At 68.4% G+C, this 26,718-nt stretch carries 29 protein-coding genes and 1 pseudogene; 12 read left to right on the plus strand and 18 right to left on the minus strand.

Features of this window, described 5'->3' with window-relative positions:
- The first annotated feature begins 90 nt into the window (after nt 1–90).
- Genes JX552_RS33950 through JX552_RS04875 form a run of 4 tightly spaced genes read left to right on the plus strand, consistent with a single transcriptional unit; the run spans nt 91 to nt 3,454 of the window.
- A complete protein-coding gene (locus JX552_RS33950) occupies nt 91–732 on the plus strand; it encodes a DUF7159 family protein (RefSeq protein ID WP_205876340.1) in 642 nt (213 codons plus the stop codon).
- Complete coding sequence (locus JX552_RS31845; protein ID WP_241010882.1) at nt 657–2,120, plus strand: hypothetical protein; 1,464 nt, start codon at nt 657–659, stop codon at nt 2,118–2,120. Before JX552_RS33950 ends, JX552_RS31845 begins: the two co-directional genes overlap by 76 nt.
- A gap of 27 nt (nt 2,121–2,147) precedes the next feature.
- Nucleotides 2,148–2,798, plus strand: a complete 651-nt coding sequence (locus JX552_RS04870) for a glycosyltransferase family 2 protein (RefSeq protein ID WP_205876341.1) — start codon at nt 2,148–2,150, stop codon at nt 2,796–2,798.
- A 2-nt stretch (nt 2,799–2,800) separates the two neighbouring features.
- Complete coding sequence (locus JX552_RS04875) at nt 2,801–3,454, plus strand: TIGR04282 family arsenosugar biosynthesis glycosyltransferase (protein ID WP_205878243.1); 654 nt, start codon at nt 2,801–2,803, stop codon at nt 3,452–3,454.
- A 4-nt stretch (nt 3,455–3,458) separates the two neighbouring features.
- On the opposite strand, the gene JX552_RS04880 is transcribed toward JX552_RS04875, so the two are convergent.
- The 13 genes from JX552_RS04880 to fadD8 all read right to left on the minus strand — a co-directional run bounded on the left by JX552_RS04880 (nt 3,459) and on the right by fadD8 (nt 14,401).
- On the minus strand, nt 3,459–4,811 hold the full coding sequence (locus tag JX552_RS04880; protein ID WP_205876342.1) for a hypothetical protein: 1,353 nt from the start codon (nt 4,809–4,811) through the stop codon (nt 3,459–3,461).
- A gap of 9 nt (nt 4,812–4,820) precedes the next feature.
- Nucleotides 4,821–5,891 carry an o-succinylbenzoate--CoA ligase gene (gene menE, locus JX552_RS04885; protein ID WP_241010883.1) on the minus strand — a complete coding sequence of 357 codons (1,071 nt, stop codon included), beginning with the start codon at nt 5,889–5,891 and terminating at the stop codon, nt 4,821–4,823.
- 68 nt (nt 5,892–5,959) lie between these two features.
- Nucleotides 5,960–6,268 (minus strand): DUF3349 domain-containing protein, encoded by a 309-nt coding sequence (locus JX552_RS04890; protein WP_205876343.1) that lies wholly within the window; start codon nt 6,266–6,268, stop codon nt 5,960–5,962.
- 59 nt (nt 6,269–6,327) lie between these two features.
- A complete protein-coding gene (locus JX552_RS04895) occupies nt 6,328–6,615 on the minus strand; it encodes a hypothetical protein (RefSeq protein ID WP_205876344.1) in 288 nt (95 codons plus the stop codon).
- Nucleotides 6,612–7,874 carry an inorganic phosphate transporter gene (locus JX552_RS04900; RefSeq protein ID WP_205876345.1) on the minus strand — a complete coding sequence of 421 codons (1,263 nt, stop codon included), beginning with the start codon at nt 7,872–7,874 and terminating at the stop codon, nt 6,612–6,614. Before JX552_RS04900 ends, JX552_RS04895 begins: the two co-directional genes overlap by 4 nt.
- 118 nt (nt 7,875–7,992) lie before the next feature.
- Nucleotides 7,993–8,379: a VOC family protein gene (locus JX552_RS04905; protein WP_205876346.1), complete on the minus strand. Its 387-nt coding sequence runs from the start codon at nt 8,377–8,379 to the stop codon at nt 7,993–7,995.
- A gap of 10 nt (nt 8,380–8,389) precedes the next feature.
- Nucleotides 8,390–9,010: a maleylpyruvate isomerase family mycothiol-dependent enzyme gene (locus tag JX552_RS04910; protein WP_205876347.1), complete on the minus strand. Its 621-nt coding sequence runs from the start codon at nt 9,008–9,010 to the stop codon at nt 8,390–8,392.
- A 13-nt stretch (nt 9,011–9,023) separates the two neighbouring features.
- Nucleotides 9,024–9,905 (minus strand): SDR family oxidoreductase, encoded by an 882-nt coding sequence (locus tag JX552_RS04915; RefSeq protein WP_205876348.1) that lies wholly within the window; start codon nt 9,903–9,905, stop codon nt 9,024–9,026.
- 63 nt (nt 9,906–9,968) lie between these two features.
- On the minus strand, nt 9,969–10,661 hold the full coding sequence (locus tag JX552_RS04920; RefSeq protein ID WP_205876349.1) for a DUF4352 domain-containing protein: 693 nt from the start codon (nt 10,659–10,661) through the stop codon (nt 9,969–9,971).
- Nucleotides 10,662–10,756: 95 nt separating this feature from the next.
- Complete coding sequence (locus JX552_RS04925) at nt 10,757–11,659, minus strand: 1,4-dihydroxy-2-naphthoyl-CoA synthase (RefSeq protein WP_205876350.1); 903 nt, start codon at nt 11,657–11,659, stop codon at nt 10,757–10,759.
- On the minus strand, nt 11,656–12,339 hold the full coding sequence (locus tag JX552_RS04930; RefSeq protein ID WP_241011081.1) for a hypothetical protein: 684 nt from the start codon (nt 12,337–12,339) through the stop codon (nt 11,656–11,658). The genes JX552_RS04925 and JX552_RS04930 overlap by 4 nt, the downstream gene beginning before the upstream one ends.
- On the minus strand, nt 12,339–12,785 hold the full coding sequence (locus tag JX552_RS04935) for a nitroreductase family deazaflavin-dependent oxidoreductase (protein WP_205876352.1): 447 nt from the start codon (nt 12,783–12,785) through the stop codon (nt 12,339–12,341). Before JX552_RS04935 ends, JX552_RS04930 begins: the two co-directional genes overlap by 1 nt.
- 14 nt (nt 12,786–12,799) lie before the next feature.
- Complete coding sequence (gene fadD8 / locus JX552_RS04940; RefSeq protein ID WP_205876353.1) at nt 12,800–14,401, minus strand: fatty-acid--CoA ligase FadD8; 1,602 nt, start codon at nt 14,399–14,401, stop codon at nt 12,800–12,802.
- A 65-nt stretch (nt 14,402–14,466) separates the two neighbouring features.
- Between fadD8 and JX552_RS04945 the strand changes: the two genes are divergently transcribed.
- The 5 genes from JX552_RS04945 (at nt 14,467) to JX552_RS04965 (ending at nt 20,099) form a co-directional block, all read left to right on the plus strand.
- Complete coding sequence (locus JX552_RS04945) at nt 14,467–16,071, plus strand: amidohydrolase (protein ID WP_205876354.1); 1,605 nt, start codon at nt 14,467–14,469, stop codon at nt 16,069–16,071.
- A gap of 50 nt (nt 16,072–16,121) precedes the next feature.
- Nucleotides 16,122–17,039, plus strand: coding sequence for an o-succinylbenzoate synthase (locus JX552_RS04950; protein ID WP_241011082.1), 918 nt, complete (start codon nt 16,122–16,124; stop codon nt 17,037–17,039).
- On the plus strand, nt 17,036–17,824 hold the full coding sequence (locus JX552_RS04955; RefSeq protein ID WP_205876356.1) for an alpha/beta fold hydrolase: 789 nt from the start codon (nt 17,036–17,038) through the stop codon (nt 17,822–17,824). Before JX552_RS04950 ends, JX552_RS04955 begins: the two co-directional genes overlap by 4 nt.
- Nucleotides 17,825–17,943: 119 nt before the next feature.
- On the plus strand, nt 17,944–19,593 hold the full coding sequence (gene menD / locus JX552_RS04960; RefSeq protein WP_205876357.1) for a 2-succinyl-5-enolpyruvyl-6-hydroxy-3-cyclohexene-1-carboxylic-acid synthase: 1,650 nt from the start codon (nt 17,944–17,946) through the stop codon (nt 19,591–19,593).
- Nucleotides 19,594–19,619: 26 nt separating this feature from the next.
- The gene (locus JX552_RS04965) at nt 19,620–20,099 is read left to right on the plus strand and encodes a DUF3592 domain-containing protein (RefSeq protein WP_431195961.1); all 480 of its coding nucleotides are present in this window, start codon (nt 19,620–19,622) and stop codon (nt 20,097–20,099) included.
- On the opposite strand, the gene JX552_RS04970 is transcribed toward JX552_RS04965, so the two are convergent.
- Nucleotides 20,084–20,572 carry a hypothetical protein gene (locus tag JX552_RS04970; protein WP_205876358.1) on the minus strand — a complete coding sequence of 163 codons (489 nt, stop codon included), beginning with the start codon at nt 20,570–20,572 and terminating at the stop codon, nt 20,084–20,086. The two genes, JX552_RS04965 and JX552_RS04970, sit on opposite strands and share 16 nt — an antisense overlap.
- A gap of 82 nt (nt 20,573–20,654) precedes the next feature.
- On the opposite strand from JX552_RS04970, the gene JX552_RS04975 reads away from it, so the two are divergent.
- The gene (locus JX552_RS04975) at nt 20,655–21,791 is read left to right on the plus strand and encodes a glycosyltransferase family 4 protein (protein WP_205876359.1); all 1,137 of its coding nucleotides are present in this window, start codon (nt 20,655–20,657) and stop codon (nt 21,789–21,791) included.
- 4 nt (nt 21,792–21,795) lie between these two features.
- On the opposite strand, the pseudogene JX552_RS04980 reads toward JX552_RS04975, so the two are convergent.
- Nucleotides 21,796–22,377 (minus strand): annotated as a pseudogene (locus JX552_RS04980) (SDR family NAD(P)-dependent oxidoreductase).
- 86 nt (nt 22,378–22,463) lie between these two features.
- Between JX552_RS04980 and JX552_RS04985 the strand changes: the two are divergent.
- The gene (locus JX552_RS04985; protein WP_205876360.1) at nt 22,464–23,153 is read left to right on the plus strand and encodes a demethylmenaquinone methyltransferase; all 690 of its coding nucleotides are present in this window, start codon (nt 22,464–22,466) and stop codon (nt 23,151–23,153) included.
- A gap of 97 nt (nt 23,154–23,250) precedes the next feature.
- Here JX552_RS04985 and JX552_RS04990 read toward each other — a convergent pair whose 3' ends face one another.
- The 3 genes from JX552_RS04990 to menJ all read right to left on the minus strand — a co-directional run bounded on the left by JX552_RS04990 (nt 23,251) and on the right by menJ (nt 25,601).
- Complete coding sequence (locus JX552_RS04990; RefSeq protein ID WP_205876361.1) at nt 23,251–23,586, minus strand: DUF732 domain-containing protein; 336 nt, start codon at nt 23,584–23,586, stop codon at nt 23,251–23,253.
- 34 nt (nt 23,587–23,620) lie between these two features.
- A complete protein-coding gene (locus JX552_RS04995) occupies nt 23,621–24,307 on the minus strand; it encodes a class I SAM-dependent methyltransferase (RefSeq protein WP_205876362.1) in 687 nt (228 codons plus the stop codon).
- Nucleotides 24,308–24,386: 79 nt separating this feature from the next.
- A complete protein-coding gene (gene menJ, locus JX552_RS05000; protein ID WP_241011084.1) occupies nt 24,387–25,601 on the minus strand; it encodes a menaquinone reductase MenJ in 1,215 nt (404 codons plus the stop codon).
- A gap of 45 nt (nt 25,602–25,646) precedes the next feature.
- On the opposite strand from menJ, the gene grcC1 reads away from it, so the two are divergent.
- Entirely contained in the window at nt 25,647–26,654 is a 1,008-nt protein-coding gene (gene grcC1, locus JX552_RS05005; protein ID WP_205876363.1) for a nonaprenyl/(2E,6E)-farnesyl/geranylgeranyl diphosphat synthase, read from the plus strand.
- Nucleotides 26,655–26,718: the final 64 nt, after the last annotated feature.

Here is a 26,718-nt window from a genome sequence, read left to right on the forward strand (position 1 = left end):
GCCCGAATGACGAATATTGCCGACGGTACGAAGTGTAGTGATACCGGGACATTGCTGGTTGTGGGGTGGCCGGCCGAAGGGAAGCCGTAAATGGATGTCGTGTTGGGGGTGGCCGTCACTGGCCAAGTCGCACGCCTGGCTCTGGTCGAGGCGGCCGCCCGCGGTAACCAGGTGGTCGACCAGTCTACGGTTGAACTGTCGGCAGACCCTGTTGCTGACCTGACCGAGACGGTGGTCGGCACCAATCGACTGCTGGCTGATGAGGGCCACCGACTGGTTGCCACCCGGTTGGTCTGGTCGGACCCGTACCGGGCCGACCAACTGCGCCAGGCGCTGGACTACGCCCGCGTGCCCAACGTCGAGGTGGTTTCGGAGTCGAAGGCGGCCGGCGCGCTGCTGGGACCCGGGCGGGGCGCCGCGGCGGTGTTGCTGATCGGCAACGAGACAGCGAGCCTGGCGGTGTCGGGGGATCCGGACGCGCCGCCGACGGTGCTGGCGTCGACACCGGTGGAAAGCGATCCGGGTGCGACGTTCGATACGTTGATGGCCCAGATCCCCGGGCAGGCCGGCAGCCCGAACGATGTGCTGGTGGTGGGCAGCTCGCCGGAGCAGACTGCCATGTTCGCCGACCATCTGCAGTCCGCCTCGACGATGGCGTGCAGATTCCGCCGGACGCCACCTTCGCGCTGGCTCAGGGCGCGGCGGCCGATGCCACCATGGCGGCTCCGGTGATACCTGCCGACGGGTCGGCGGGCGTCGCCGGTTCGTCGCTCGACGCCCCGATGGGGCAACCGGGATTCGCTGGCGGTGGACCGGGGACTGCTCCCACGTCGTCCCCGGATGCCCCGGGATTGTCCGCCGGCGGCCCGGGTGGCGGTCCTACGTCGTCCCCGGATGCGTCGGGGCTGGGGGCGACGATGGCGCACCAGGGATTTGCCGGCGACGCGACGATGGCCGCACCGACCGCCTCCCCGGACGCCACGATGGCCGCGCAGGTTCCGGGTGACGCGACGGCGTACGTGTCCTCGCCCGACGCCGGGCAGCCCGGCACCGGCGGTGAGCAACTGGCCTACTCGGAGGCCAGTGAGTACGACATCCTGCCGATGGACACCGACGGCATCGGTGAATATGGAGACCAATACGACGAATTCGACGACGGCTTCGACGAGGACGACCCCGAGGCGGCCGCGGCAAAACCGCACAATCTCAGGCGACTGCTGATCAGCAATGCGGTGATGGGGTTTGCCGTACTCGGGTTCGCCTCGCTGGCCGTCGCGGTGGCGGTCACCGTCCGTCCGACCGCGTCCACGCTGCCCGTCGAAGGACACCAGAACGCCCAGCCGGGCAAGTTCATGCCGCTGCTGCCCACCGAACAGCAGGCACCGGTGCCGCCGCCACCGCCGGATCTGCCCACCGCGGGTTTCCAGGGCGGAAGCATCCCCGCCGTCCAGAACATTCCGCGACAGGCGCCCGTGCAGCAGGCACCCGTGCCCGTGCCGGCTGAACCGGTGCCCGTGCCGGCGCCCGTACCGGTGCCGATCTTCATTCCGCCGTACCCGGGTTGGGTGCCGGGCATGCCGTCCTGGCCGATCGTGACGCCACCGACCACGCCTTACACGACTCCGCCGACCACCCCGCCCACCACGCCGCCGACGACCCCGCCCACCACGCCGCCGACTACAACGCCGCCGACCACCCCGCCCACCACGCCGCCGACCACCCCGCCCACCACGCCGCCGACCACCCCGCCGACGACGCCGCCGACGACTGCTGTGACGACTCCGCCAACCACGCAGGCGCCGTATACGACGACGGTTGCTCCCACCACCGTCGCTCCGACCACCGTCGCACCCCAACCGACTACGGCGGCGCCGCAGCCCACCCAGGCTCCGACCCAGGCGCCGCAGACGCAGGCGCCGCAGACGCAGGCGCCGCAGACGCAGGCGCCGCAGACGCAGGCGCCGCAGACGCAGGCGCCGCAGACCCAGGCGCCGCAGACCCAGGCGCCGCAGCCGAGGACTCAGGCCCCGCAGACTGTGGCTCCGAAGGCGCCGACCCAGCAGGCACCCAAGGCCCCGTCGGGCGGCAGCGGTGGCAGCGGCGGCAGCGGTCCCCGGTGATCTGATCTCAAAGGGTTAGGCTTTCGCATGTCCGACGTGACCGTGGTGCTGCCCTGCCTCAACGAGGAAGAGTCCTTGCCGGCGGTGCTGGCGGCCATTCCGGCCGGCTACCAGGTTCTGGTGGTGGACAACAACAGCACCGACGCCACCGCCGCGGTGGCGGCCCGGCACGGTGCCCGGGTGGTCGCCGAGTCGAGAGCCGGTTACGGCGCCGCGGTTCACGCGGGTGTGGTGGCCGCGACCACACCGATCGTGGCGGTGATCGACGCCGACGGCTCGATGGACCCCGGCGACCTGCCCAGACTGGTCGCCGAACTGGACCGCGGCGCCGACATGGTGACCGGGCGGCGCCGGCCGGTGCCCGGGTTGCACTGGCCTTGGGTCGCCCGGGTGGGCACCGTCGTGATGAGTTGGCGGCTGCGTACCCGCCACCAGCTGCCGGTCCACGACATCGCGCCCATGCGGGTGGCCCGCCGCCAGGCGCTGCTGGATCTAGGCGTAGCGGACCGGCGGTCGGGCTACCCGCTGGAACTCCTGGTGCGCGCGGCGGCCGCGGGCTGGCGGGTGGTCGAACTCGATGTGAGCTACGGCCCGCGCACCGGGGGTAAATCCAAGGTCAGTGGGTCGCTGCGCGGCAGTGTCACCGCGATCCTGGACTTCTGGAAGGTGATCTCGTGACTCTGCTGGTGACTGTCCTGGTGGTCGCCAAGGCGCCCGAGCCGGGGCGCGCCAAGACGCGGCTGGCAGCAACCCTCGGCGACGACGTCGCCGCGCAGATCGCCGCTGCCGCGTTGCTGGACACGTTGGATGCGGTGGCCGCGGCGCCGGTGGCCGCGCGTGTGGTCGCTCTGACCGGAACTCTGGACAACGCCGCCGGGTCCGCCGAGATCCGGGAGCGGCTGGGCGCGTTCACCGTCTTCGAGCAGCGTGGCGACGACTTCGCCGACCGTCTGGCCAATGCGCATGCCGACGCGGCGAGCGCCGGCTATCCGGTGTTGCAGATCGGGATGGACACGCCGCAAGTGAGTCCCGAACTGCTCGGGAATTGCGCACGCCGGCTACTGGAGACGCCGGCCGTCCTCGGAATGGCGCACGACGGTGGCTGGTGGCTGATCGGTGTACACACCCCGGACGCCGCGCAATGTCTGCGCGGCGTGCCGATGTCGCAGTCCGACACCGGTGATCTCACCCGTAAAGCATTGCAAGAAAACGGCATTGACGTAGCGCTGGTGCAGCCGCTGGCCGACATCGATGTCATCGACGACGTCGCGGCGGTGCGTCAGGCATGTGGGCGGACCAGTCGTTTCGCCCGGCTCACCCGCATGCTGGGCTGACTGACTACCAGTTGGTGAAGATGATGCTGTTCAGCAGCAGGGCCCCCGCGGCGTTGACGGCCAGCCACACCCGATGAGAGCGCACGGGCAGCAGCGCCGGGGCCGCGGTGAGCCACACCGTGAACGGCAGCCAGATGCGTTCGGTCTCAGCCTTGCTCAGCATGCTCAGGTCGGCGCAGGCGATGGCGGCCAGCGCCGCCAGAACCAGCAGGTGCAGGCCGCTGCGCCGTCGGACCGCGGCCCAGTCGAATACCCGGCTGATACCGGCTACCGAGCCGAAACCGATCGAGCAGACCACGCACGCCAGGTTGGCCCAACTCCAGTATTGAAAAGGCCGGTCTTTGGCGATGCCCTGCCAATATCTTTGCTGCACAAGGGTATAGCCGTCGAACCAATAGAACCCGGCGACCGCGAACGACGCCGCCACCGCCACCGCGGCCAATGCCGCCGGGCCGAGCGCCCGCAACGCCGCCCGCCAGTCCGTGGCCGAGATCAACACCGCCAGGGCGGGCAACCCGATCAGCACCAGGCCGTAACTGAGGAAAACGCCCCAGCCCAGCACCAGCCCCGCCGCGGCACCGGCCAGCGCCGGATACCGAACACCGCCGTGTACAGCCAGCGCCAGCAGCGCGATACCCCAGGCCGCCACCCCGGCGAAATAAGCGTCGGCCGATACCGCGACCCAGATCGCGGTGGGAGCCACCGCGACGAACGGGGCCGCGCGTCGTGCAGTGCGCTCGTCCGCCAGTGCGCGGACGGTCACCAGTACGGCGGCGGTCGCGCTGGAGCCGACCAGCAGGCACCACAAGCCGGCCCAGGCGCCGCCGTGCAGCCCGATCCGGTCCAGCCATACAAATGTCAGCAGTGCACCCGGCGGATGGCCCGACACATGTGTGGTCCACGAATGCGGCTGGAAGTCGACGATCCGGCCGGCGAAGGTGCGCAACGTCGCGGGGATGTCGGTGATCCCGGGCACCTCCCACAGATATTCGTCCCGGGTGGTCAATCGGCCCGCGAAGCCGCGCTGCCAGCCGTCGATCATGGCCAGCGCAAACGCCCAGGCCGCCGCCGTCGCCCAGCCCCCGAGGACCAACAGTCGCCACGAAATCCGTTGTGCTACAACGGGACCCCAGATAACTATGGCCGCCGCGATGACGATCGCCGCCGCGGTGCCCCAACTGAAGTGGACGTCCCAGTAGCCGAAGATCGGGGCGGCGCCAGCGCGCATGGCGAACCGCTCCAACCCGATATCGGACCGCGGGTTGACGCCGAGGTTCATCCGGGGCAGTAGGAACGCGGCAGCCAACAGGACGGTCGCGGCAGCGACGGCGAGGCTTTCCCGGCGCGCGATCTTCACAGCAGCAGCTTATTGACCGAACTGTCGCGCCAACGCCCGGCGGTCGACCTTGCCGATGCCCCGGCGCGGCAGCTCGGCGACCAGATGTAACTCCCGGGGAGCAGCGGTGGCATCGAGGGTGCGCGAAACGTGCGCCCGGAGCTCCTGCAGGGTCGGCACCGCACATCCCGCGCGCACCACGACGGCGGCAACCACCCGTTGGCCGAGCCGGCCGTCGTCCACCCCGAAAACCGCGCAGTCGCTCACGGCGGGGTGGGTGAACAACGCCGCCTCGACAGGGCCCGGCAGCACGGTCAGACCACCGGTGCTGATCGCGTCGTCGACACGACCCAGCACCGTCAGCGCACCCGAATCATCGACCGATCCAAGGTCGTCGGTGAGAAACCAGCCCGCGTCGAACGGGTTCGGAACGACCGGGTTTCGATAGCCCTTGGCCAGTGTGGCGCCGCCCAGCGCGATCCGGCTGTCGGCAACCAGCCGCAATTTCACTCCATCCAGCGGCACGCCGTCATAGACGCAACCGCCCGCGGTTTCGCTCATTCCGTAGGTACGTACCACCGTGACGCCGGCTGCCGTCGCCGCTTCGAGCACCGGCCCGGGGGCGGGGCCACCGCCCAGCAGAATGGCATCCAACTCGGCCAGTGCCGCCGTCGCGGCCGGCTCGGTCAGCGCCTTGGCCAGCTGGGCGGCGACCAGCGACGTGTATCGCCGCCCAGAGCCTAAAAGTTCTACCGCCCTAGGCAATTCGGCGATATCAAAGCCGGCCGACACATCCAGCTCGACCGGCTCCGTGCCCGCCAGCAGACTGCGAATCAGGACCTGTAAGCCGGCGATGTGATACGCCGGTATGGCGAGCAGCCAGCGTCCCGGGCCGCCGAGGCGCTGATAAGTCGCAGCCGCGCTCGCCCGCAGGGCGGCGGCCGTCAACAGCGCACCCTTGGGTGCGCCGGTGGTTCCCGACGTCGTCACCACCAGGGCGACGTCTTCGTCGATCTCTTCCCCGACGCGCAGGCCACGCACCGTGGCGTCGAGGTTGTGTTCCGGCGCCGCGACCAGTGCGGAGTCCGTACCGTCGAGCACCCGATGCAGCGCGGGTAGCAGCTGCCGGGTCGCCGAACCCGGTGCGACACCCAGTGCGCGCAGGATGGCTATGCGTGATCTCCGTTGTCGCGCACATCATCGAGCGGCCACCCCTGAGCGGCCAGCCGCCGCCGGACGCGCTCGACATCCTCCGGGGCGGGCAGCTCGTCGGTGAGCTGAGTGATCGCGACCCCGATGTCGATGTTGTCGATGTTGAGTTCACCGCGGCGCATCAACTCGTTGGCCACCGTGACGATCTCGTCGTTGGTCAAGCGGCGGGCCAGCAACGCCAGCACGGCAAAGGAATCGGTCGGCGGAATGCCGTCCGGGTACCCCGCGCGCAGCCACGAGACGATCGAACTGAGAAACCGGTTCATTGTGCGATCAACTTACCCCCCGGTCCAGCGCCCAAACGTGGTTGACGAGGATCTCCGCCTTACGTTTTGGCGCCCAGGAACGGGTAGTGAGTGTGGTGGGCGATGAAGTCTCTGGCGATGTAGAGCACTCCCAGGATGACCACCACCAGGACGACGGCGTAGATCAGCCAGGCGACGGCGGTCAGCAACGGCCGCTGCCTGCCCCCGAGCCCGCTGGTGTCCACACTCCCACTGCCGACTGCCTGCAAACGCACGCCTACGGCGAACAGACCCGGCAACGCCGCACCCGCGAGCAGGCTGAAAATGAGGATCTTGCCCGTGGCTTCGTAGTTGAACCAGGCGTTCATGAGGCGTTCCGGGCGGGAATCTGGCCGTCGGAGCCGTATTGACGTGCCGGCGGGCTCGGCGGGGGCGGGCTCGGCGGGGGAGGGCTCGACGGGGGTGGTGGCGACGGCAACTCGTCCTCGGCGTCCAGACCGGCCGTCAGGTGTCCTTCCCAGTCGGCGTTGACGTTGCGGTGGTCGACCTTCACGCGCCGCGACCGCAGGTAGATGGTGGCCGCGACGGCAATCAGCAGCGAGAAACCGATGATCGCGCCCGGGTAGCCGCCGATGAAGTGCACGATCCCGTAGGTGAAGGCGCCGACGAGCCCTGACAACGGCAGCGTGACCAGCCATGCGGTCGCCATTCGGCCCGCGACTCCCCAACGGACCTCGGCGGCTGGCTTGCCCACCCCGCTGCCCAGCACCGAGCCGGTGCAGACCTGCGTGGTGGACAGCGCGTAGCCGAAATGGGCCGACAACAGAATCACTGCGGCCGAGGATGATTCGGCGGCCATGCCTTGCGGCGAGCTGATCTCCACCAGCCCCTTGCCCAGGGTACGGATGATGCGCCACCCCCCGAGGTAGGTGCCAGCTGCCATCGCGACGGCGCAGCTCACGATGACCCACAGCGGTGGCATGACCGCGGTCTTGCTGACCGCCCCGTAGGACATCAGCGCCAGGAAGATGACGCCCATCGTCTTCTGCGCGTCGTTGGTGCCGTGGGCGAGTGAGACCAGTGAAGCCGATCCGATCTGCCCCCGCCGGAAACCCGCCTCGGTGCGCTCGGGCGAGGTGCCGCGGGTGATCCGGTAGACCAGCCAGGTGGCGGCTGCGCCGACGACGATGGCCAGCAGTGCCGCGATGACGGCCGGGATGAGCACCTTGGAGATGACGCCCTTCCAGATCACGCCGTGTCCGCCGACGGCGGCGATGGTCGCGCCGACGATGCCACCGATCAGTGCGTGTGAGGAGCTCGAGGGGATGCCGAGCAGCCAGGTCAACAAATTCCAGACGATGCCGCCCACCAGCCCCGCGAACACCAGCTCCAGCGTGACCAGGTTCGCGTCGATCAGCCCCTTGGCGATGGTCGCCGCCACCGCGGTGGACAGGAAGGCGCCGATCAGGTTCAGCACCGCTGAGAGCGCGACCGCAACCTTCGGCGCCAGGGCGCCGCTGGCGATGGAGGTCGCCATGGCGTTGCCGGTGTCGTGGAATCCGTTGGTGAAGTCGAACGCGAGTGCGGTGATCACGACGATGATCAAGAGGAACAGCTGGATGTTCACAGGCCCTGATTCTTGTGGTCGGAGTATCCCTTGTCGAACGAATGACTAGGGGAAATGCAGGAATATCGCGAGTCGTCGCCAGATGTTACCTGTCAGTTCACCCTCGGTTCGTCCGTGCTCACTGCCGGGTATCCGCCCGCAGCGGATGGCCCCGGGGAACCTCGATGAAGATCAGCGTGACGCCGTCCGGATCGGTCACGTGCATCTCGTGCAGACCCCACGGTTCCTGACGCGCCTCGCGGGCGATCGGTACGGCGCGGCCGCGCAGCTCGTCCTGGGTCGCAGCCAGGTCACGCACCTGCAGCCACAGCGCGCCGGGGAAGGGTCCCCGGGAATGGTCCGGTTCGTCATAACCGGTCAATTCCAGCAACGATTGACCGGCGAAAAACACTGTGCCCGCACCGTATTCACGGGCGATCGCCAGCCCGATCTCGTCGCGGTAAAAGCTCAACGAGCGCTGATAGTCCGCCGGTCGGAGCAGCATCCGGCTGGCCAGAATCTCCATGTGTTCGTGTCTAGCACCGGTTGCGCAGAGTTGCCACGCCGGGCCCGGACAGATCCTCGCACGCCGCGGCCCGTCCGGTCATGGCCAGCAACAGAGACAGCAACGGACCCTCGACCGGCTCGCCCTGTCCGTGCCGCCAGTCGTCGTCGGTGGCGGACAGCGCCAGGCCGGCGATCCGCTTCTTGGCTCCGCTGAGCATGTTGGACCCCTTGTAGAAGTCGACCACCTGGCGGACCGCGTCCGGCGGGTAGGCGTGTGAAATGCCCAGCGGGCGGCGGATGTCGGCGCCGTGAATGACGATCTCACCCAGCCAGGAGACCTTGGGTCCGGGAGGCGCCGAGGTCGAGTGCACCAGGCCGCGGAAGTCGGCCAGCGTCGCGGCCGGGTCGGGGCCGCGGTGCCGGGCTATCTGGTTTGCCGAGAACCTGGCGAAGCTGAACCCGGCCGCTGCCATGCCGGCGAAGAACTTGACCGGGCTCATCGAGGCGGTCGCCGACAGGTGGGCGACGACGTCGCGGACCGTCCAGTGGGAGCACAACGAGGGCGTCTCCCACTGAGCCGCGGTCAGGGCGGCCACGTCGTCGGCGAGGGCGCCGCGCTCGGCGGCGACGATGGTCCAGATGTCTGTCATGGCATTCCTCCGGCTAGCCGTGGTGGTTGTTGCGGGCCTGCATCAGGGTGTTGACCCAGCGGGGCCCGACCGTGTTGAGCGCCTTGGCCGCGATCGCCATTCGGGGCGCAATCTGTACCGGGCGGGTGCGGGCTGCGGCGATCATCCACTCGCCCGCCTCTTCCGGCGTCAGTGCGGGCATTCCGTCGTAGGCCTTCGTCGGCGCGATCATCGGGGTGGCGACCAGCGGGTAATACAGGGCCGTGGAGTGCACGCCCTTGGGGCCCCACTCCGTTTCGGCGATGCGGGTTACCGCGGTCAACGCCGCCTTGGACGCGTTGTAGACCGAGAACAGCGGCGCAGCCTCGTTCAGCACACCCCAGGTGGAGACATTGATGATGTGGCCGTCGCCGCGCTCGATCATCCCGGGCGCCAGCCCGCGCATCAGCCGCAGCGGCGCGTAGTAGTTGAGCACCATCGTGCGCTCGACGTCGTGCCAGCGTTCCAGCGATTCGGCGAGCGGCCGGCGGATGGACCGGCCGGCGTTGTTGATCAGGATGTCGATCCCGCCGATTCGACGTTCGACCTCGGCGACCAGGTTGTCGATGGCGTCCATGTCGGAGCAGTCGCAGGGGATGGACATCGCCGTTCCGCCCGCGGTCGTGATCCGGTGGGCGAGGTCGTCCAGCAGGTCCCGACGTCGTGCGACGACGACGACGGTGGCCCCGCGGGCTGCGAACTGCTCGGCCGCTGCCGCTCCGATGCCCGACGATGCGCCGGTGAGCAGGATGCGCTTGCCCCGCAGCTCGACGGGCTTCATCGCCGGGCGGTTGAGCAGCACCTGTGGCGCCACCGGCGGGCGCATGCTGGCCAGCACGATCTGATCGGTCAACCGGCGCAGCGGATTCTTGCTCACGGCGCGAGTCTAGGCGGGGCGCCTTCGGCAAGTGGCACGCCAGGGCGACGGTCGAAGGCCGACTTACGAAAGGCGAATCTTGGAACCACCCGAGAACGCCGAGTCATGCACTTCGATCGCGGCGGGCTGCGTGCCGACAGGTACGTCAAACGGCACTTGGACCGCTAGGTCGAAGCCTGGGTTGAGATTGATGACCATCGAATCTCGGTTCATTGACAAACCTGCTGTCGAGTCCGCCGCGTATTTTCTGCCGGCGCTGTCGAATAGCGTCTGATTCTCAGTGAAGTAGGACTGTGGTTCGCTACCGGTGTTCTTTACGGTCATCGTCACGATTATGAATTCGCCGCGTGCCGTCGCGGTGCCCGCCGATTGTCCTCGCTGGACGTCGGTGACAGTGAACGCAAATTTGCCGTCACGAACCTCCTGCCCGATTCCCGGAGCAGTTGCGCCCTGGCCACTGGCCGTAGAGTTGCCGCTGGACCCGTTGTTTTTTGAGGCGCTATCGATTGACGAGCCGACAACGCCTACGACCGCAAAGCATCCGCCGAAGAAAAGAACCACAATGCCGAGCAGAATCCACGGCCATACTTTGCGCTTTCGAGGCGGTTGTTGGTAGTAACCGGTTGGGGGCGGGTAATAACCGGGGTGCTGCCCAGTCGTCGGCGCCTGAACACCCGGTCGTTCAGGATGCTGTGCTGCGCTCCGCGTTTGCGGACCTGTCTGGGCAGGATTCTGCTGTTCCTGATCGTCAGGCATGCCGTTTTCCCCCTCAGCTGCGGCCCACTTCGGCTGGTGGTTACCCAGTTGTCGGGCAGCGCTAACTTCGTTCCGCTATCAAGACTCGAAACGGCTCAGAAGTACCGGGGAAACGGGCTCCAGTCCGGCGGCCGCTTCTGAAGGAACGCGTCGCGACCCTCGACGGCCTCGTCGGTCATGTACGCCAGCCGGGTCGCTTCGCCGGCGAACAGCTGCTGACCGACCAGGCCGTCGTCGAGCAGGTTGAACGCGAACTTCAGCATCCGTTGCGCTTGAGGCGATTTGGCGTTGATCTCGGCGGCCCACTGCACGGCGACCGCTTCCAGCTCGGCGTGGTCGACCACCTCGTTGACCGCCCCCATATGATGCATCTGCTCGGCGGTGTACGCCCGGCCCAGGAAGAAGATCTCACGCGCGAACTTCTGGCCCACCTGTCGCGCCAGGTACGCACTGCCGTAGCCGCCGTCGAAGCTGCCGACGTCGGCGTCGGTCTGCTTGAAACGCGCGTGCTCGCGGCTGGCCAGGGTGAGGTCACAGACCACGTGCAGGCTGTGCCCGCCGCCGGCTGCCCATCCGTTGACGACGCAGATGACCACCTTCGGCATGAACCGGATGAGCCGCTGCACCTCGAGGATGTGCAACCGGCCGGCGCGCGCCGCGTCCACCGTGTCAGCGGTCTCGCCGCTGGCGTACTGGTAGCCGCTACGTCCGCGGATGCGCTGGTCCCCGCCGGAGCAGAAGGCCCAGCCGCCGTCCTTCGGCGACGGACCGTTGCCGGTCAACAACACCACACCCACATCCGGTGCCATCCGGGCGTGGTCGAGTACCCGGTACAGCTCGTCGACGGTGTGCGGGCGGAACGCGTTGCGCACCTCGGGACGGTCGAATGCCACCCGCACCGTCGCGTCACGCACGTGACGGTGATAGGTGATGTCGGTCAGATCGTCGAAGCCGTCGACGCGGCTCCACTGCGCGGCGTCAAAGGGATTGTCGCTCAAGGCTCTTGGACTCCATCCTGGTCGATGGTGCGCTCGCCGCAACTGATCGTCTGGGCGCTCGTCACCGCGGGGGCGTGCGCGGACGTGGCCGTCACGGTATCGGATCGTCCGGTGGTGGCCCGGAGCCCGTTCAGGTCGATCTCGGTGCGGCGCACGGTCCACTGGTCGCCGCTGCCCAATGCCAGCAGTGCGACGAGGTGACGTTCCCCGCCGATCTCGCTGCACCCTACGCCGGTGCCGTTACCCGCGAGATTCTCGAGATCGAACACGAACGCCCGGCCGTAGTGTTCGTCGACGACGGGTTGCAGCCGACAGTCCGCGAATGCGTACAGGGGCGCGCTGCGGCCGAGGCTGGCGATCACCTGATGGCCGGCCTGCACATCGACAGCCAACGCGCGCAACGGTATTGGGCTGGCCGACAGTACTGGTACGTCGCTGTCGGCCCCGCTGGCCGTGGCGATGCCGACGGCCCGCATCATGGCGCCGTCCGGGCCTTGCCACTTGCCGACCCACAGGGTGTCGGGCAGCCCGTCCCCGTCGACATCACCGATCTGCCGGGTCGCGGCACCGGGTGGGGGAGGGTCACCGCCCGGCGCACATCCCGGTGCGGCCGCGGCGGGTGGGGCCATGCCCAGCCAACAGCCCGCGGTGACCACCACGGCGATCAGTAGGCGCAGCATCACGTGTCGAAGCGAAAGACCGCACAGCGTCCGGCGAGTGCTTCGAACTCCTCCGGGCGGCCGTCCTTGACGAGGCCGGAACGCTTCATGAAGCCCACACCGGTCGGCACTTCGGCAGGGAACGCGCGCAGTACCGGCCGGGCCTCGGTGGCCGACAGTTCCACCATCCGGACGCGCTCACTCCTGCGGCCGCGGGTAAGTGTGACTTCGTCTGCGGCCCGGATGTTCTTGACCCAGTCGGCACCGGGAAAGCCGGCCACCACATACTGCTTGCCGTCCAAGGTCATTGGAGTGATCGGTGTCGAGCGTGGCTTGCCGGACTTACGGCCGGGCACGGTGAGCACGACCGGGCCCTCACCGCCGAAGCTCATGCCCAGCTTCGACATCTGAATTAAGACCTTATTCAGCGGCTTGAGCCACCAGGGCGGCTTGATCTGCTCGCTCATGACCGCCAGCGTACTTAGCCCACCGCCCGGCCCGCGCCCTCCCAGAACTGCGCGCGCACCGCCTTCTTGTCCGGCTTTCCCAGCCCGGTCAGTGGCAGCGCGTCAACGACCACCACCCGCTTGGGGGACTGCACCGAGCCTTTGCGGTCTTTGACCGCGGCCTGGATCTCGGCGGTCATCGTCTCGATCGCGGCTTCGTCGCGGGCGGCATCGGCGCGGAGCACCACGACGGCGGTCACGGCCTCACCCCACTTCTCGTCGGGGGTGCCGACCACGCACGTCTGTGCGACGGCCGGATGCTCGGCTATCACGTCCTCGACTTCGCGGGGGAAGACGTTGAAGCCGCCGGTCACGATCATGTCCTTGACCCGGTCGACGATGAAGTAGAAGCCGTCCTCGTCCTCGCGGGCCATGTCGCCGGTGTGTAGCCAGCCGTCCTTGAACGCCTCCGCCGTGGCCTCCGGCTTGTTCCAGTAGCCTGCCGCCAAAAGTGGCCCACTGACACAGATTTCGCCCGGCTCGCCCGGGGGCACCGGCTTGCCGTCGTCCCCCAGCAGCGCCACCCGGGCGAACAGCGTGGGACGTCCACACGAGGTCAGCCGTTTCTCGTCGTGGTCGGCCTTGGCCAGGTAGGTGATCACCATCGGCGCCTCGGATTGACCGTAATACTGGGCGAAGATCGGGCCGAAGCGCCGGATGGCTTCGGCCAGCCGCACCGGGTTGATCGCCGACGCGCCGTAGTAGACGGTTTCCAGCGAGGACAGGTCCCGGGTGTGCGAGTCCGGGTGATCCATCAGCGCATAGAGCATCGACGGCACCAGCATGGTGGCCGTAATGCGTTGTTCCTCAATGACTCTCAACACCTCGGCCGGGTCGAACTTGGCCAGCACCACCATCTCGCCGCCCTTGACCACGGTGGGGGTGAAGAACGCCGCGCCGGCATGCGACAGCGGTGTGCACATCAAGAATCGCGGGTGCTCGGGCCATTCCCATTCCGCCAGCTGGATCTGGGTCATGGCGGCGATGTTTCCGGTGGTGCCGATGACACCCTTGGGTTTGCCGGTGGTGCCGCCGGTGTAGGCCATGCCGCCGATGTTGTCCGGCGGCAGGTCGGCGACCACCAGCGGCTTGGGCTCGAACTTGGCCGCCTCGGCATTCAGGTCGACGGCCACTCCGGCCAACGCCTCGGGCACCGGGCCGATGGTCAGAATCTGCTTGAGCGAGTCCACCTTTTCCAGCAATCCGAGCGCGCGCTCGATGAACATCGGGTTGGGGTCGATGATCAGCGCGCTGGCGCCGGAATCGTTGAGCACGTAGGCGTGGTCGTCCAGGGAACCGAGTGGGTGCAGGGCGGTGCGCCGATAGCCCTGTGTCTGGCTGGCGCCGAGGATCATCAGCACTTCGGGGCGGTTGAGTGATAGCAGTCCGACCATGACGCCGGAACCGGCGCCGAGGGCCTCGAATGCCTGCACGTACTGGCTGATCCGCTCGGCCAGCTGACCACCGGTCAGCGTCGTGTCGCCGAGGAACAGCACCGGCCGGTTCTTATGGCGCTTGAGTGCGCCCGCGAGCAGATGGCCGTTGTGGGTCGGGTTGCGCAACAAATCGACACTCATGAACCAAGACTAGAACGTGTTGCAATTCGGCTTCGCCGCGCCCTTGATCAGTAGAGTCTGCACTCATGAGCGCCGCAGAAATCGTCATTACCGGAACCGTTCTCACCGTCGATGAAAGCCGCCCCACGGCCGAGGCGCTCGCCATCGCCGACGGTCGGATCATCGCCGTCGGCGACCGGACCGACGTCGCGCAGTACGCGGGACCCGACACCCGAACCATCGACCTCGGCGACGGCTGTCTCATGCCGGGTTTCATCGAAGCCCACGGACATCCGCTGATGGAGGCGATCGCGCTGTCCGACCGAATCATCGACATCCGGCCCGTCACCATTCGCGACCCGGACGACGTCGTCGAGACCATCCGCAGCGAGGCCGCCCGCCGCGGCGCCGAAGGCGCCTACCTCAACGGATGGGACGCCCTGCTGCAGCCCGGACTTCCCGACCCGACACTGAGCTGGCTGGACGGCATCGCCCCCGACGGCCCGCTGGTGATCATCCACAACTCCGGCCATAAGGCCTACTTCAACTCGCGCGCCGCACAACTCAACGGTCTCACCCGCGACACGCCTGACCCCAAGGGCGCCAAGTACGGCCATGACGCCAACGGCGACCTCGACGGTACCGCCGAGGAGATCGGCGCCGTGTTCCCGCTATTGGGCGGTGCGATTCAGGCCGGCGCCTATCCGGACATGCTGCGCGCGGAGTGTGCGCGCCTGAACCGCGCCGGATTGACCACCTGTTCGGAGATGGCCTTCGACCCCAAGTTCAAGCCGCTGGTCGAGCGGCTGCGCAACGACCTGACCGTGCGGCTGCGCACCTACGAGGTCTCCAACGCGCAGATGTCCACCGACGCCACCCCGGGCGAGGGCGACGACATGCTGCGCCAGGTCGGCATCAAAATCTGGGTGGACGGCTCGCCGTGGATCGGCAACATCGCCTTGTCGTTCCCGTACCTGGACACCGCCGCTACCCGCTCGGCCGGCATCACCCCCGGCTCGTGCGGCTGCGCCAACTACACCCGTGAGCAGCTGACCGAGATCGTTGGCGCCTACCTGCCGCTGGGCTGGCAGCTGGCCTGTCACGTGCAGGGTGACGCCGGCGTCGACACCATCCTCGATGTCTATGAAGAAGCCCTGCAGCGGCATCCTCGCGACGATCACCGGCTGCGGCTAGAGCACGTCGGCGCCATCCGTCCCGAGCAGTTGCAGCGCGCCGCCGCGCTTGGGGTCACCTGCAGCATCTTCGTCGACCAGATCCACTACTGGGGCGACGTCATCGTCGACGGGCTGTTCGGGCCGGAGCGCGGCTCCCGCTGGATGCCGGCCGGCTCCGCCGTGGCCACCGGCATGCGCATCTCGCTGCACAACGACCCGCCGGTGACGCCCGAGGAGCCGCTGCGCAACATCAGCGTGGCCGCGACGCGGGTGGCCCCCAGCGGGCGGGTGCTGGCCCCGGAGGAGCGGCTCACGGTCGAGCAGGCGATTCGTGCGCAGACCATCGACGCCGCCTGGCAGTTGTTTTCCGACGATGTGATCGGGTCGCTGGAGGTCGGCAAGTACGCCGACCTCGTGGTGCTGTCGGCCGACCCCCGCACGGTGCCGCCCGAGCAGATCGCCGACCTGCAGGTGCGCGCGACGTTCCTGGCCGGTAAGCAGGTCTACGGGCAGTGACGCCGCAACTGCAGGGGCTGTTGGACCGCCTGCATGTGGTGGCGCTGCCGATGCGGGTGCGGTTCCGCGGCATCATCACCCGCGAGCTGGCTCTGATCGAGGGCCCGGCCGGGTGGGGCGAATTCGGCGCGTTCGTCGAATACGGGCCACCCGAGGCCGCGCACTGGCTGGCATCGGCGATCGAGGCCGCCTACCGCGAGCCGCCGCCGGCCCGGCGTGACCGCATTCCGATCAACGCCACCGTCCCAGCCGTGGGGGCCGCCGAGGTGCCCGAGGTGCTGGCCCGGTTTCCTGGGGCCGGCACCGCCAAGGTCAAGGTCGCCGAGCCCGGCCAGACGTTGGCCGATGACGTCGACCGGGTCAACGCGGTCCGGGAGCTGGTTGCGACGGTCCGGGTGGACGCCAACGGCGGCTGGGGCGTCGAGGAGGCGGTCGCCGCCGCCGCCGCCCTGACCGCCGACGGTCCGCTGGAATACATCGAGCAACCCTGCGCCACCGTTGCCGAGCTGGCCGCGCTGCGTCAAAGGGTCGACGTGCCCGTGGCCGCCGACGAAAGCATCCGCAAAGCCGAGGACCCGCTGGCGGTGGTCCGTGCCGGCGCCGCCGACGTCGCGGTGCTCAAAATCGCTCCGCTGGGCGGAATTTCAGCGATGTTGCGGATCGCCGCACAGATCGACATCCCGATCGTGGTGTCCAGCGCGCTGGATTCGGCAGTGGGAATCGCCCATGGTCTGGCGGGCGCGGCCGCACTGCCGGAACTGCGCCATGCCTGCGGACTGGGCACCGGGCGGCTGTTCGTCGACGACGTCGCCGACCCGGTGGCGCCCGTCGGCGGCTTTCTTCCGGTGGGCCCGGTGACACCCGATCCTGACCGGCTCGCAGCGTTGCGGGCGCCGGCGGATCGGCGGCAGTGGTGGATCGACCGGGTCAGGGCGTGTTACCCGTTGCTTGTACCGTCGATCGCGTGATCAACCTGGCTTACGACGACAAGGGGACCGGTGAGCCGGTTGTCTTCATCTCCGGTCGCGGTGGTGCCGGACGCACCTGGCACCTGCATCAGGTCCCGGCGTTCCTGGCGGCGGGATACCGCTGCGTCACCTTCGACAATCGCGGGATCGGCGCCACCGAGAACGCCGAAGGCTTCACCACCGCGACCGTGGTCGCCGATACCGCGGCCCTGATCGAATCGCTGGGCATCGGTCGGGTGCGGATCGTTGCGGTGTCGATGGGTTCCTACATCGCGCAGGAACTCATGGTGGTGCGGTCCGAACTGGTCAGCTCGGCGGTGCTGATGGCCACCCGCGGCCGACTCGACCGCACCCGCCAGTTCTTCCATCAGGCCGAGGCCGACCTCGACGCGGCCGGTGTCGGGCTGCCTGCGACCTACGACGCGAAGACCCGGTTGCTGGAGAACTTCTCCCGCAAGACGCTCAACGACGACGCGGCCATCGCCGACTGGATCGCAATGTTCAGCATGTGGCCGACCAAGCTCACACCCGGTTACCGTTGCCAGCTCGACATCGCCCCGCAGAGCAACCGGCTTCCGGCCTATCGCAACATCGCCGCCCCGGTACTGGTGATCGGGTTTTCCGACGACGTAATCACGCCGCCCTACCTCGGGCGCGAGGTGGCCGACGCGCTGCCCAACGGCCGGTACCTGCAGATCCCCGACACCGGGCACCTCGGGTTCCTGGAGCGCCCGGAGGCGGTCAACGCCGCGATGCTGAAGTTCTTCGCCGGGGTAAGGGCCTGATCCGGCGCCGACTCTGCGGGTAAGACATGCGTGCGCGGTGTGCCGATACCGTCCGCCCAGACTCGATGCCGCCGGCTCAGGCTCAGGTTCCCCGAGCCGGTTTGTGACACCCTGTAGAGGTGAACCCCTCGACGACCCAGGCGCACGTCGTCGTCGACGAGCTGATTCGGGGCGGCGTCCGCGACGTGGTGTTGTGTCCCGGCTCCCGCAACGCCCCCCTGGCGTTTGCGCTGCAGGATGCCGACCGGGCAGGTCGGCTGCGGCTGCACGTACGCATCGACGAACGCACCGCCGGCTACCTCGCGATCGGTCTGGCGATCGGGGCGAATGCGCCGGTGTGCATCGCGATGACGTCCGGCACCGCGGTGGCCAACCTCGGCCCGGCGGTGGTCGAGGCGAATTACGCCCGAGTGCCGCTGGTCGTACTGTCCGCCAACCGGCCCTATGAGCTGCTGGGCACCGGCGCCAACCAGACCATGGAGCAACTCGGCTACTTCGGCTCGCAGGTGCGGGCCACCATCAGCCTGGGGCTGGCGGAGGACGGGGCCGAACGGTTGCCCGCCCTCAATGCCACCTGGCGTTCGGCGACGTGCCGAGTACTGGCCGCCGCCACGGGTTCTCGCACCGCCAACGCCGGCCCGGTGCATTTCGACATCCCGCTGCGCGAACCGCTGGTGCCCGATGCCGAGCCCTTGAACGCGGTCGCGGCGGCCGGGCGCCCCGACGGTAGGCCGTGGACCTACACGCCGCCGGTCACCTTCGATCAACCGCTGGACATCGACCTCACGCCCGACACCGTCGTCATCGCCGGCCACGGGGCCGGCGTGCACTCCAACCTCGCGGCGTTGCCGACCGTCGCGGAGCCGACGGCGCCGCCGGCGGCCAACCCGCTGCATCCGCTGGCGTTGCCGCTGCTGCGTCCCCAGCAGGTCATCATGTTGGGCCGCCCCACCCTGCACCGTCCGGTGTCGGCGCTGCTGGCCGACGCGGCGGTGCCGGTGTTCGCGCTGACAACGGGGCCGCGCTGGCCCGACGTCTCGGGCAACTCGCAGGCCACCGGTACCCGGGCGGTCACCACCGGCGCCCCCGACCCCAGTTGGCTTCGTCGCTGCAGCGAAGTGAACGAGCAGGCCATGGCCGCGGTGCGTGGCCAGCTGGCCGAGCACCCGCTCACCACCGGTCTGCACGTTGCCGCCGTGGTCGCCGCCGCGCTGAGATCCGGCGACCAGCTGGTGTTGGGCGCGTCCAACCCGGTGCGCGACGCCGCACTGGTCGGGCTGAGAGCCGACGGCATCCAGGTGCGGTCCAACCGCGGGGTCGCCGGAATCGACGGCACCGTATCCACCATCATCGGCGCCGCGCTGGCATTCGAGCGCATCGGCGATCCCGACAATCCCCCGCGCACGGTTGCCCTGATCGGGGACCTCACCTTCGTCCACGACAGTTCGGGGCTGCTGATCGGGCCGACCGAGCCGATTCCGCGGCACCTCACCATCGTCGTGTCCAACGACAACGGCGGCGGGATCTTCGAACTGCTCGAGCAGGGTGACCCGAGATTCTCCGACGTGTCCGCACGGGTCTTCGGCACCCCGCACGACGTGGACGTGGGCGCGCTATGCCGCGCGTATCACGTGGACAGCCGGCAGATCGAGGTCGACCAATTGGCCGACGCTCTCGACGAGCCCGCGACCGGCCTGCGGGTCTTGGAGGTCAAGGCGGACCGGTCGTCGCTGCGGCGACTGCATGCGGCGATCAAGGCCGCTCTGTGACCGGACTGACCAGATCGCCGAAAGAGCTGCTGCGCACGCTGATTCACGGCACCGGCGATGAACTGCCGGACACCCGGGCCAGGATGATGGTGCGGTGGGCGCGGATAGCCGTGCTGGTCATCATCTTTCTCGTCACACTGCAGTCAGTGCTGTTGGTGGCTGGGGCGTGGCGCAACGACCTGGCGATCAAACGCAACATGGGAGTCGCGCAGGCCGAGGTGCTGAGCGCCGGTCCGCGTCGCTCGACCATCGAGTTCGTCACCCCGGACCGCGTCACCTACCGGCCGGAACTCGGCGTGCTGTACCCCTCGGAACTGGCCACTGGCATGCGGATCTATGTGGAATACAACAAGAAGGACCCCAACCTGGTGCGGGTACAGCACCGCAATGCCGGTTTGGCGATCATCCCGGCGGGGTCTATCGCGGTGGCGGCCTGGTTGATCGGTGCCGCGGCATTAATCCTGCTTGCGTTGCTGGACAAGCGGCTCAATCAAGCCGGGTTGTAGCGCTTGCGCCGACGACTGATCAACCAAGTAACAGGCCACAGGGCGACCATGACGATGCCGACAGCAATGATCGGCCAACTGTTGTAGGAGCCTGTGAAGGCCCCATTGCCACGAATACGGACGTTGACCGTCTGGCGGGTGCTGATTCGCCGGCCGTGGACCGTTACGGTTCTTGGGGTTTCACCGCTTGGCTGCCAGACCGCGGTGCATGTTCTGAAGTCGCCCGACCTGCGACCGTTTTTCTTGCAGTGGTCGAGCTTGACCTGAGCAGATGTGCCCGAGTGCTGAACCCACAGCGCGTAGCCGCCGTATCCGATCGCGCACAAGCCGATGCCGGTGAAGACGAGAACGCCGACGGCCGCGATCCATTGGGCCCAGCCCCGCAGACCACTCCGGTCAGGTGACTCATGGCGAGTTGAGTTAGGCGATCTGGCGGGCCGCCACCAGCAGCGTTCTCTGCTGGTCAGGGCCACCTCGTCAGTAGCGCGAACAGATTTCGCGTCGCGTATGCCCGGCGGCTACCTGGCCGACAGTCGGTGCTGCCACTGTGGTGGCGTGCGCGTTGCAATCGTCGCCGAATCGTTCCTCCCACAGGTCAACGGTGTGAGTAACTCGGTCGTTCGGGTTCTCGAGCACCTGCGTCGCACCGGTCACGAAGTCCTTGTCATCGCCCCGGACAACCCGCCCGATGAGGCCCCTGCCGACCGCGTGTACGACGGTGTCCGGATCCATCGGACGCCGTCGCGGATGTTCCCCAAAGTGACCACGCTTCCCCTGGGCGTACCCACCCCCCGACTCGTGCGCGTGCTGCGGGGATTCGACCCCGACGTGGTGCACCTGGCCTCGCCGGCGCTGCTCGGTTACGGTGGCCTGCTGGCTGCGCGCCGACTCGGCGTCCCGACGGTGGCCGTGTACCAGACCGACGTTCCGGGTTTCGCGGCGAGCTACGGCATTCCGATGACCACCCGGGCGGCGTGGGTCTGGTTCCGGCACCTGCACAGCCGCGCCGACCGCACCCTGGCGCCCTCTACGCCGACGATGGAAGTCCTTGCCGCACGAGGCTTCCCGCGAGTCCACCGCTGGGCGCGCGGCGTCGACCTGATTCGGTTCGCCCCGTCTGCCCGCGATGACGCGCTGCGTCGGCGATGGTCTGCAGACGGCCGGCCGATCGTCGGATTCGTCGGCCGGCTGGCCCCCGAGAAGCACGTCGAACGGCTGGCCGGGCTGGCGGCCGCCGACGCCGTGCGTCTGGTCATCGTCGGCGATGGAGTGGACCGGGCGAAACTGGAAAAGCTCATGCCCACAGCCGTTTTCACCGGGGCGCTGTATGGCGCCGAACTGGCGGCCGCATACGCGAGCATGGACGTCTTCGTTCATCCCGGCGAGCATGAGACGTTTTGTCAGGTCGTGCAGGAAGCGCTGGCGTCGGGGTTGCCGGTCATCGCCCCCGACGCCGGCGGCCCGCGCGATCTGGTTGCCCCCTGCCGCACCGGTCTGCTGCTGCCGGTGGCTGAGTTCGAGGCGCGGCTGCCCGCGGCCGTCGGGCACCTGCTGGCGGAACGACAACGGTATTCGCAGGCGGCGCGGCGAAGCGTGCTGGGCCGCAGCTGGTCGGTGATCTGTGACGAGCTGATCGGGCACTACGAGGCGGTACTCGCCGGCCCGGCCCGGCCGGCGCGTCGGTACGCCTGAAGATCTAGCCCTGAGCCAACTCGGCCACCGGCTGCCGCCGCTCCCAGGTGCGCAACCGGTTCTCGTGGTCGGACTTGGCCGTCTGCAGCGGCGATGCGCCGAAGAACACCCACGGTGGCGGCTCGTCGGCATCCACGACCTTCAACAGCGCTTGTGCCGACGCCGACGGATCACCGGGGCTCGCCCACCGCTGCTTACGCCACTCGCCTTAGATGATGTGCCCGCTGCGCTGCGCCCGCAGGTACGGCAACACGGCCTGGGTGAGCCGCAGCGCGCCGAACACGTTGGTCTCGATCTGGTCGCGGGCGTGCTGCTCGGAGACCTCCTCGATGAACCCGAACTGCCCGTAGCCGGCGTCGTTGACGACGATGTCCAGGCGCCCGAAGCGGTCCTGGGCCTGCTTGACCGCCGCGAAGTCCGCCGCCCGGTCGACCACGTCGGGCTGGATCGGCAACAACCCGGCGCCGTAGTGGCTGACCAGGTCGTCCAGCGATGTGGTGTCGCGTGCCGTGGCGGCCACCTTGTCGCCACGTTTCAAAGCGGCTGCCGCCCACTGGCGTCCGAAGCCGTGCGATGTCCCGGTGATGAATCAAACTTTTTCGCTCACGAGGTTGTGCAACGCAGCGACCGGCGACGAATTCCCCCATCCGGACGCCGGGTAGCGTCTCAGAGGTGAGCCGCGCCGACCTCGACAAGGATCCCCGGGACGTCGCGTCGATGTTCGACGGGGTCGCCCGCCGATACGACATCACCAATACGGTGCTCTCGCTGGGCCAGGACCGGTTCTGGCGGCGCGCCACGCGCTCTGCTCTGAAGATCGGCCCGGGTCAGAAGGTGCTGGATCTGGCCGCCGGCACGGCGGTGTCGACCGTCGAGTTGGCTAAGTCCGGGGCGTGGTGTGTGGCAGCCGATTTCTCGGTCGGCATGCTCTCGGCGGGCAGCGCCCGCGACGTGCCCAAGGTGGCCGGCGACGCAACCCGGCTGCCGTTCGCCGACGACGTGTTCGACGCCGTCACCATCAGCTTCGGGTTGCGCAACGTGGCCGACTTCCCCGCCGGGCTGCGCGAAATGGCGCGGGTCACCAAGCCGGGTGGCCGGTTGGTGGTCTGCGAATTTTCCACTCCCACAAGCCCTTTGTTCGCCACCGCGTATAAGGAGTACCTGATGCAGGCGCTGCCGCGGGTGGCGCGCGCGGTGTCCAGTAATCCCGACGCCTACGTCTACCTGGCCGAGTCGATCAGGGCTTGGCCCGACCAGGCGGCACTGGCGCAGGAGATCACGCGAGCGGGATGGTCAGCGGTCCGGTGGCGCAACCTGAGCGGGGGAATCGTGGCGCTGCACGCGGCGTACAAGCCGCTCTGATTCGAGGCTTCACCCCTGCTGGGTTTTCGCCGGTGAGCGGGTGCGCCATGGTATTCGCCGACGCTGCGTTGTCGCAGGGGCTCTACTCCGGCGCGGCTTAAGTGCCCGCCCGCTGCAGGAAGCCGACCTGCTCGGGGCAGTAGTGGTCGAGCGCCGCGCCGAGGAACTGAAACGCCTGCCCCTGAGTGGTGTGCAGCGGGAGGTTGCGCTGCAGGAACGCGGCCGACTTGTACGGGTCGGTGTCCACGCCCCGCTCGATGCGCTGACAGCTGATCTTGCCCAACCAGGCGTTGTAGTCTTGCGGGCCGTAAATGCCGTAGGTGTGCAGTTGAGCGTTGAACGGGGCGTCGTAGTCGTCGGCCTGGGCGGGTGCCGCCAACCCGATAGCGGCGACCGCCATGGCCGCGAAAGCACCCAGCCTAAATGCCTTCATTAGGCGGACTATACACCTGGGGCCGGGCCCGCTATCAGCCCAGATGGGCCGACAGCAGCCACGCGCCGACCGATTTGCGGCCATCGGGTTCGTCGCGAGCCACGAAGCCGGGCATCGCCGGCGCGTCCGCCGGGACCTGTGCGTAGATGCGCGCGGGCCGGATGTCGTCGATCGCCCAGTGCTTGGAGACCACCTCGCGCAGTTCGTGCTCGGTCACGGCGTTGACCGGCCCGTCGGGTAGCGCGGCGCGGTCGAAAACCAGCACGAAGTACGACGCGCCCGGTGCTGCCGCGCGCACGATGGACTGCTGATAGCCCTCGCGCAGCTCGACGGGCATCGAGTGGAAAAGGGTGGAGTCGACGATCGTCTGGAACCGGCCGGTCAACCCGGCGGGATAGCTGCCGAAGTCGCTGATATCGGCGACCGCGAAGCTCGCGTCGGTCAATCCACGCCGCTGCGCCTCGGCCGTTGCCAGCTTGACGGCGGTGGGGGAGGCGTCCAGGCCGACGGTGGTGTGCCCGCGCTCGGCCAGCGCCAGCGAGATGGCGCCCTCGCCGCAGCCGGCGTCGAGAACGTCACCGTGAAAGCGGCCCTGCTCGATGAGTGCCGCCAATTCGGGCTGGGGTTCGCCGATGCTCCACGGCGGTCGTGCACCCTGGCCAAGTTGCTCCGATTCGCCGCGGTAAGCCTGCTCGAACTGAAAATCCACGGGTGAAGTCATGCCTGCAGAATATCAACCGGGCTGATATATGTCAATGAAGTTGATATGAGAGCGCGACCGTCCCGTCTGCTCGGCACTCCTAGCTGAAGGGCGGGCGGCGGTCGATCAATCGCGACGCCCAACCGCCGCCACGCCACGCCCGCGCCGCCCAATCGGCGTCCTCGTCGGTGACCAGATTCGCCATGACCCGCACCGCGATGCGCATCAATGTCGTCGAGCGCATCGCGATCGGCCCCGTCGCCGGCAGGAATCGCTGGAAGGTCAACAGCAACGCCAGCCGGCGCGCCACCGAGAAACCGCGGGCGTAGTGGTCGGTGAGCAACGCCGGCCACAGCCGCGACAGGTCACGCGCCCCCAGCACCTCGGCGGCCAGTCGTCCCGTCTCCAGCCCGTAGTCGATGCCTTCGCCGTTGAGCGGGTTGACACAGGCCGCGGCGTCACCGATCAGCACCCAGTTCGGCCCGGCCACACCTGACACCGCGCCACCCATCGGCAGCAATGCAGAGGCCACCGCCCGCGGCGGTCCCTCGAACCCCCACTCGTCGCGCCGCAGGTCGGTGTAGTAGGAAATCAGCGGCCGCAGGGCCAGGTCTGCCGGCCGCTTGGTGGTGGACAACGCGCCCACGCCGATGTTCACTTCGCCGTTGCCCAGCGGGAAGATCCAGCCGTAGCCCGGTAGCACGGCGCCGTCGGGCGAACGCAGTTCCAGATGCGACGTCAGCCAGGGGTCGTCACTGCGCGGCGTGGCGAGGTACCCGCGGGCGGCCACGCCGTACACGGTCTCCTGATGCCAGCGCCGGCCCAGCTTGCGGCCCAGCGGGGAGCGTGCGCCGTCGGCGACGATCAGCTGATCGCACCTCACCTCGGTGTGGTCGGCCAACGTCAGCGACGTCACACGTCGCGACGAATCATGATGTGCCTTGACTACTTTCGTGCCCAACAGCATGCGCGCCCCGGACTCTTCGGCCGCCTTGCGAATGCGGTCGTCGAGCTCGAGGCGGGCCACCGCGCTGCTGTGCGACGGAAACGACGGGCCCGGCCACTGGATCTCCACCTCACCGCCGAAGCCGCTCATCCGCAGGCCCCGGTGCCGGATGTGGCCGGATAGCCAATCGCCCAGCCCCAGTCGCTCCAGCTCGAGGATGGCCCGCGGTGTCAGCCCGTCACCGCACGCCTTGTCGCGGGGGAAACTGGCGGAATCGATGACGAGGACGTCCCGGCCCGCCCGGGCGGCCCAGGCGGCCGCCGCAGACCCGGCAGGTCCGGCGCCTACCACCACCACCTGGGCGCGCAGGGCTCTGGGGACTTCGTTCTTCACGCCCACCAGTATGTTGGTCGAATGAGTACTCCGGCGACGGTGGTGGCGGGCGTTGACTTCGGCGACGCCGGATTCGCCGCGACTGTGCGAGATGGTGTCGCTCGGATCGAGCGGCTGATGGACGCTGAGCTGCGGGGTTCCGACGAGGTGATGACCGAGTCCCTGCTGCACCTGTTCCAGGCCGGCGGCAAGCGGTTCCGTCCGCTGTTCACGGTGTTGGCCGCGCAGACCGGGCCGGACCCGGACAACGCGGATGTGACCCTGGCCGGTGCGGTGGTCGAGCTCATCCACCTCGCGACGCTGTACCACGACGACGTGATGGACGAGGCCGAAGTCCGCCGCGGTGCGGCCAGCGCCAACGCCCGGTGGGGCAACAACGTCGCCATCCTGGCCGGCGACTATCTGCTCGCGACGGCGTCGCGCCTGGTGTCGCGCCTCGGGCCCGACGCGGTGCGGATCGTCGCCGAGACGTTTGCCGAGCTGGTTACCGGTCAGATGCGGGAGACCCGCGGGACTCCCGAGGAGGTGGACCGCATCGAGCAGTACCTGCGGGTGGTTCACGAGAAGACCGGCAGCCTGATCGGCGCGGCCGGCCGATTCGGCGGCATGTTCTCCGGCGCCGACGACGATCAGGTCGAACGGCTGAGCCGGTTGGGCGCTATCGTCGGCACCGCGTTCCAGATCGCCGACGACATCATCGACATCGACAGTGAGTCCGATGAGTCGGGCAAGGTGCCCGGAACCGATCTGCGCGAGGGTGTGCGTACGTTGCCGATGCTGTACGTCCTGCAACAAACGGATCCCGAAGGCGCGCGGCTGCGCGAGCTACTGGCCGGACCCATCCACGATGACGACGAGGTACTGGAGGCGCTGGCCCTGTTGCGGGCGTCGCCGGGCATGGCCCAGGCCAAGCAGACGCTGGCGGAATATGCCGAGCGGGCGCATCAGGAGGTGAGCCTGCTGCCCCAATCTCCCGGTCGCGACGCGTTGCAGGCGCTGGTCGACTACACCGTCAGCCGGCACGGCTGAACAGGTCCCGGAAAATCGGAACCTGAGCCGTCCTCCCAGGCGTTGTCCGACTGTAATCAAGTCG

This window comes from Mycobacterium gordonae (assembly GCF_017086405.1).
Lineage (GTDB): Bacteria > Actinomycetota > Actinomycetes > Mycobacteriales > Mycobacteriaceae > Mycobacterium > Mycobacterium gordonae_D.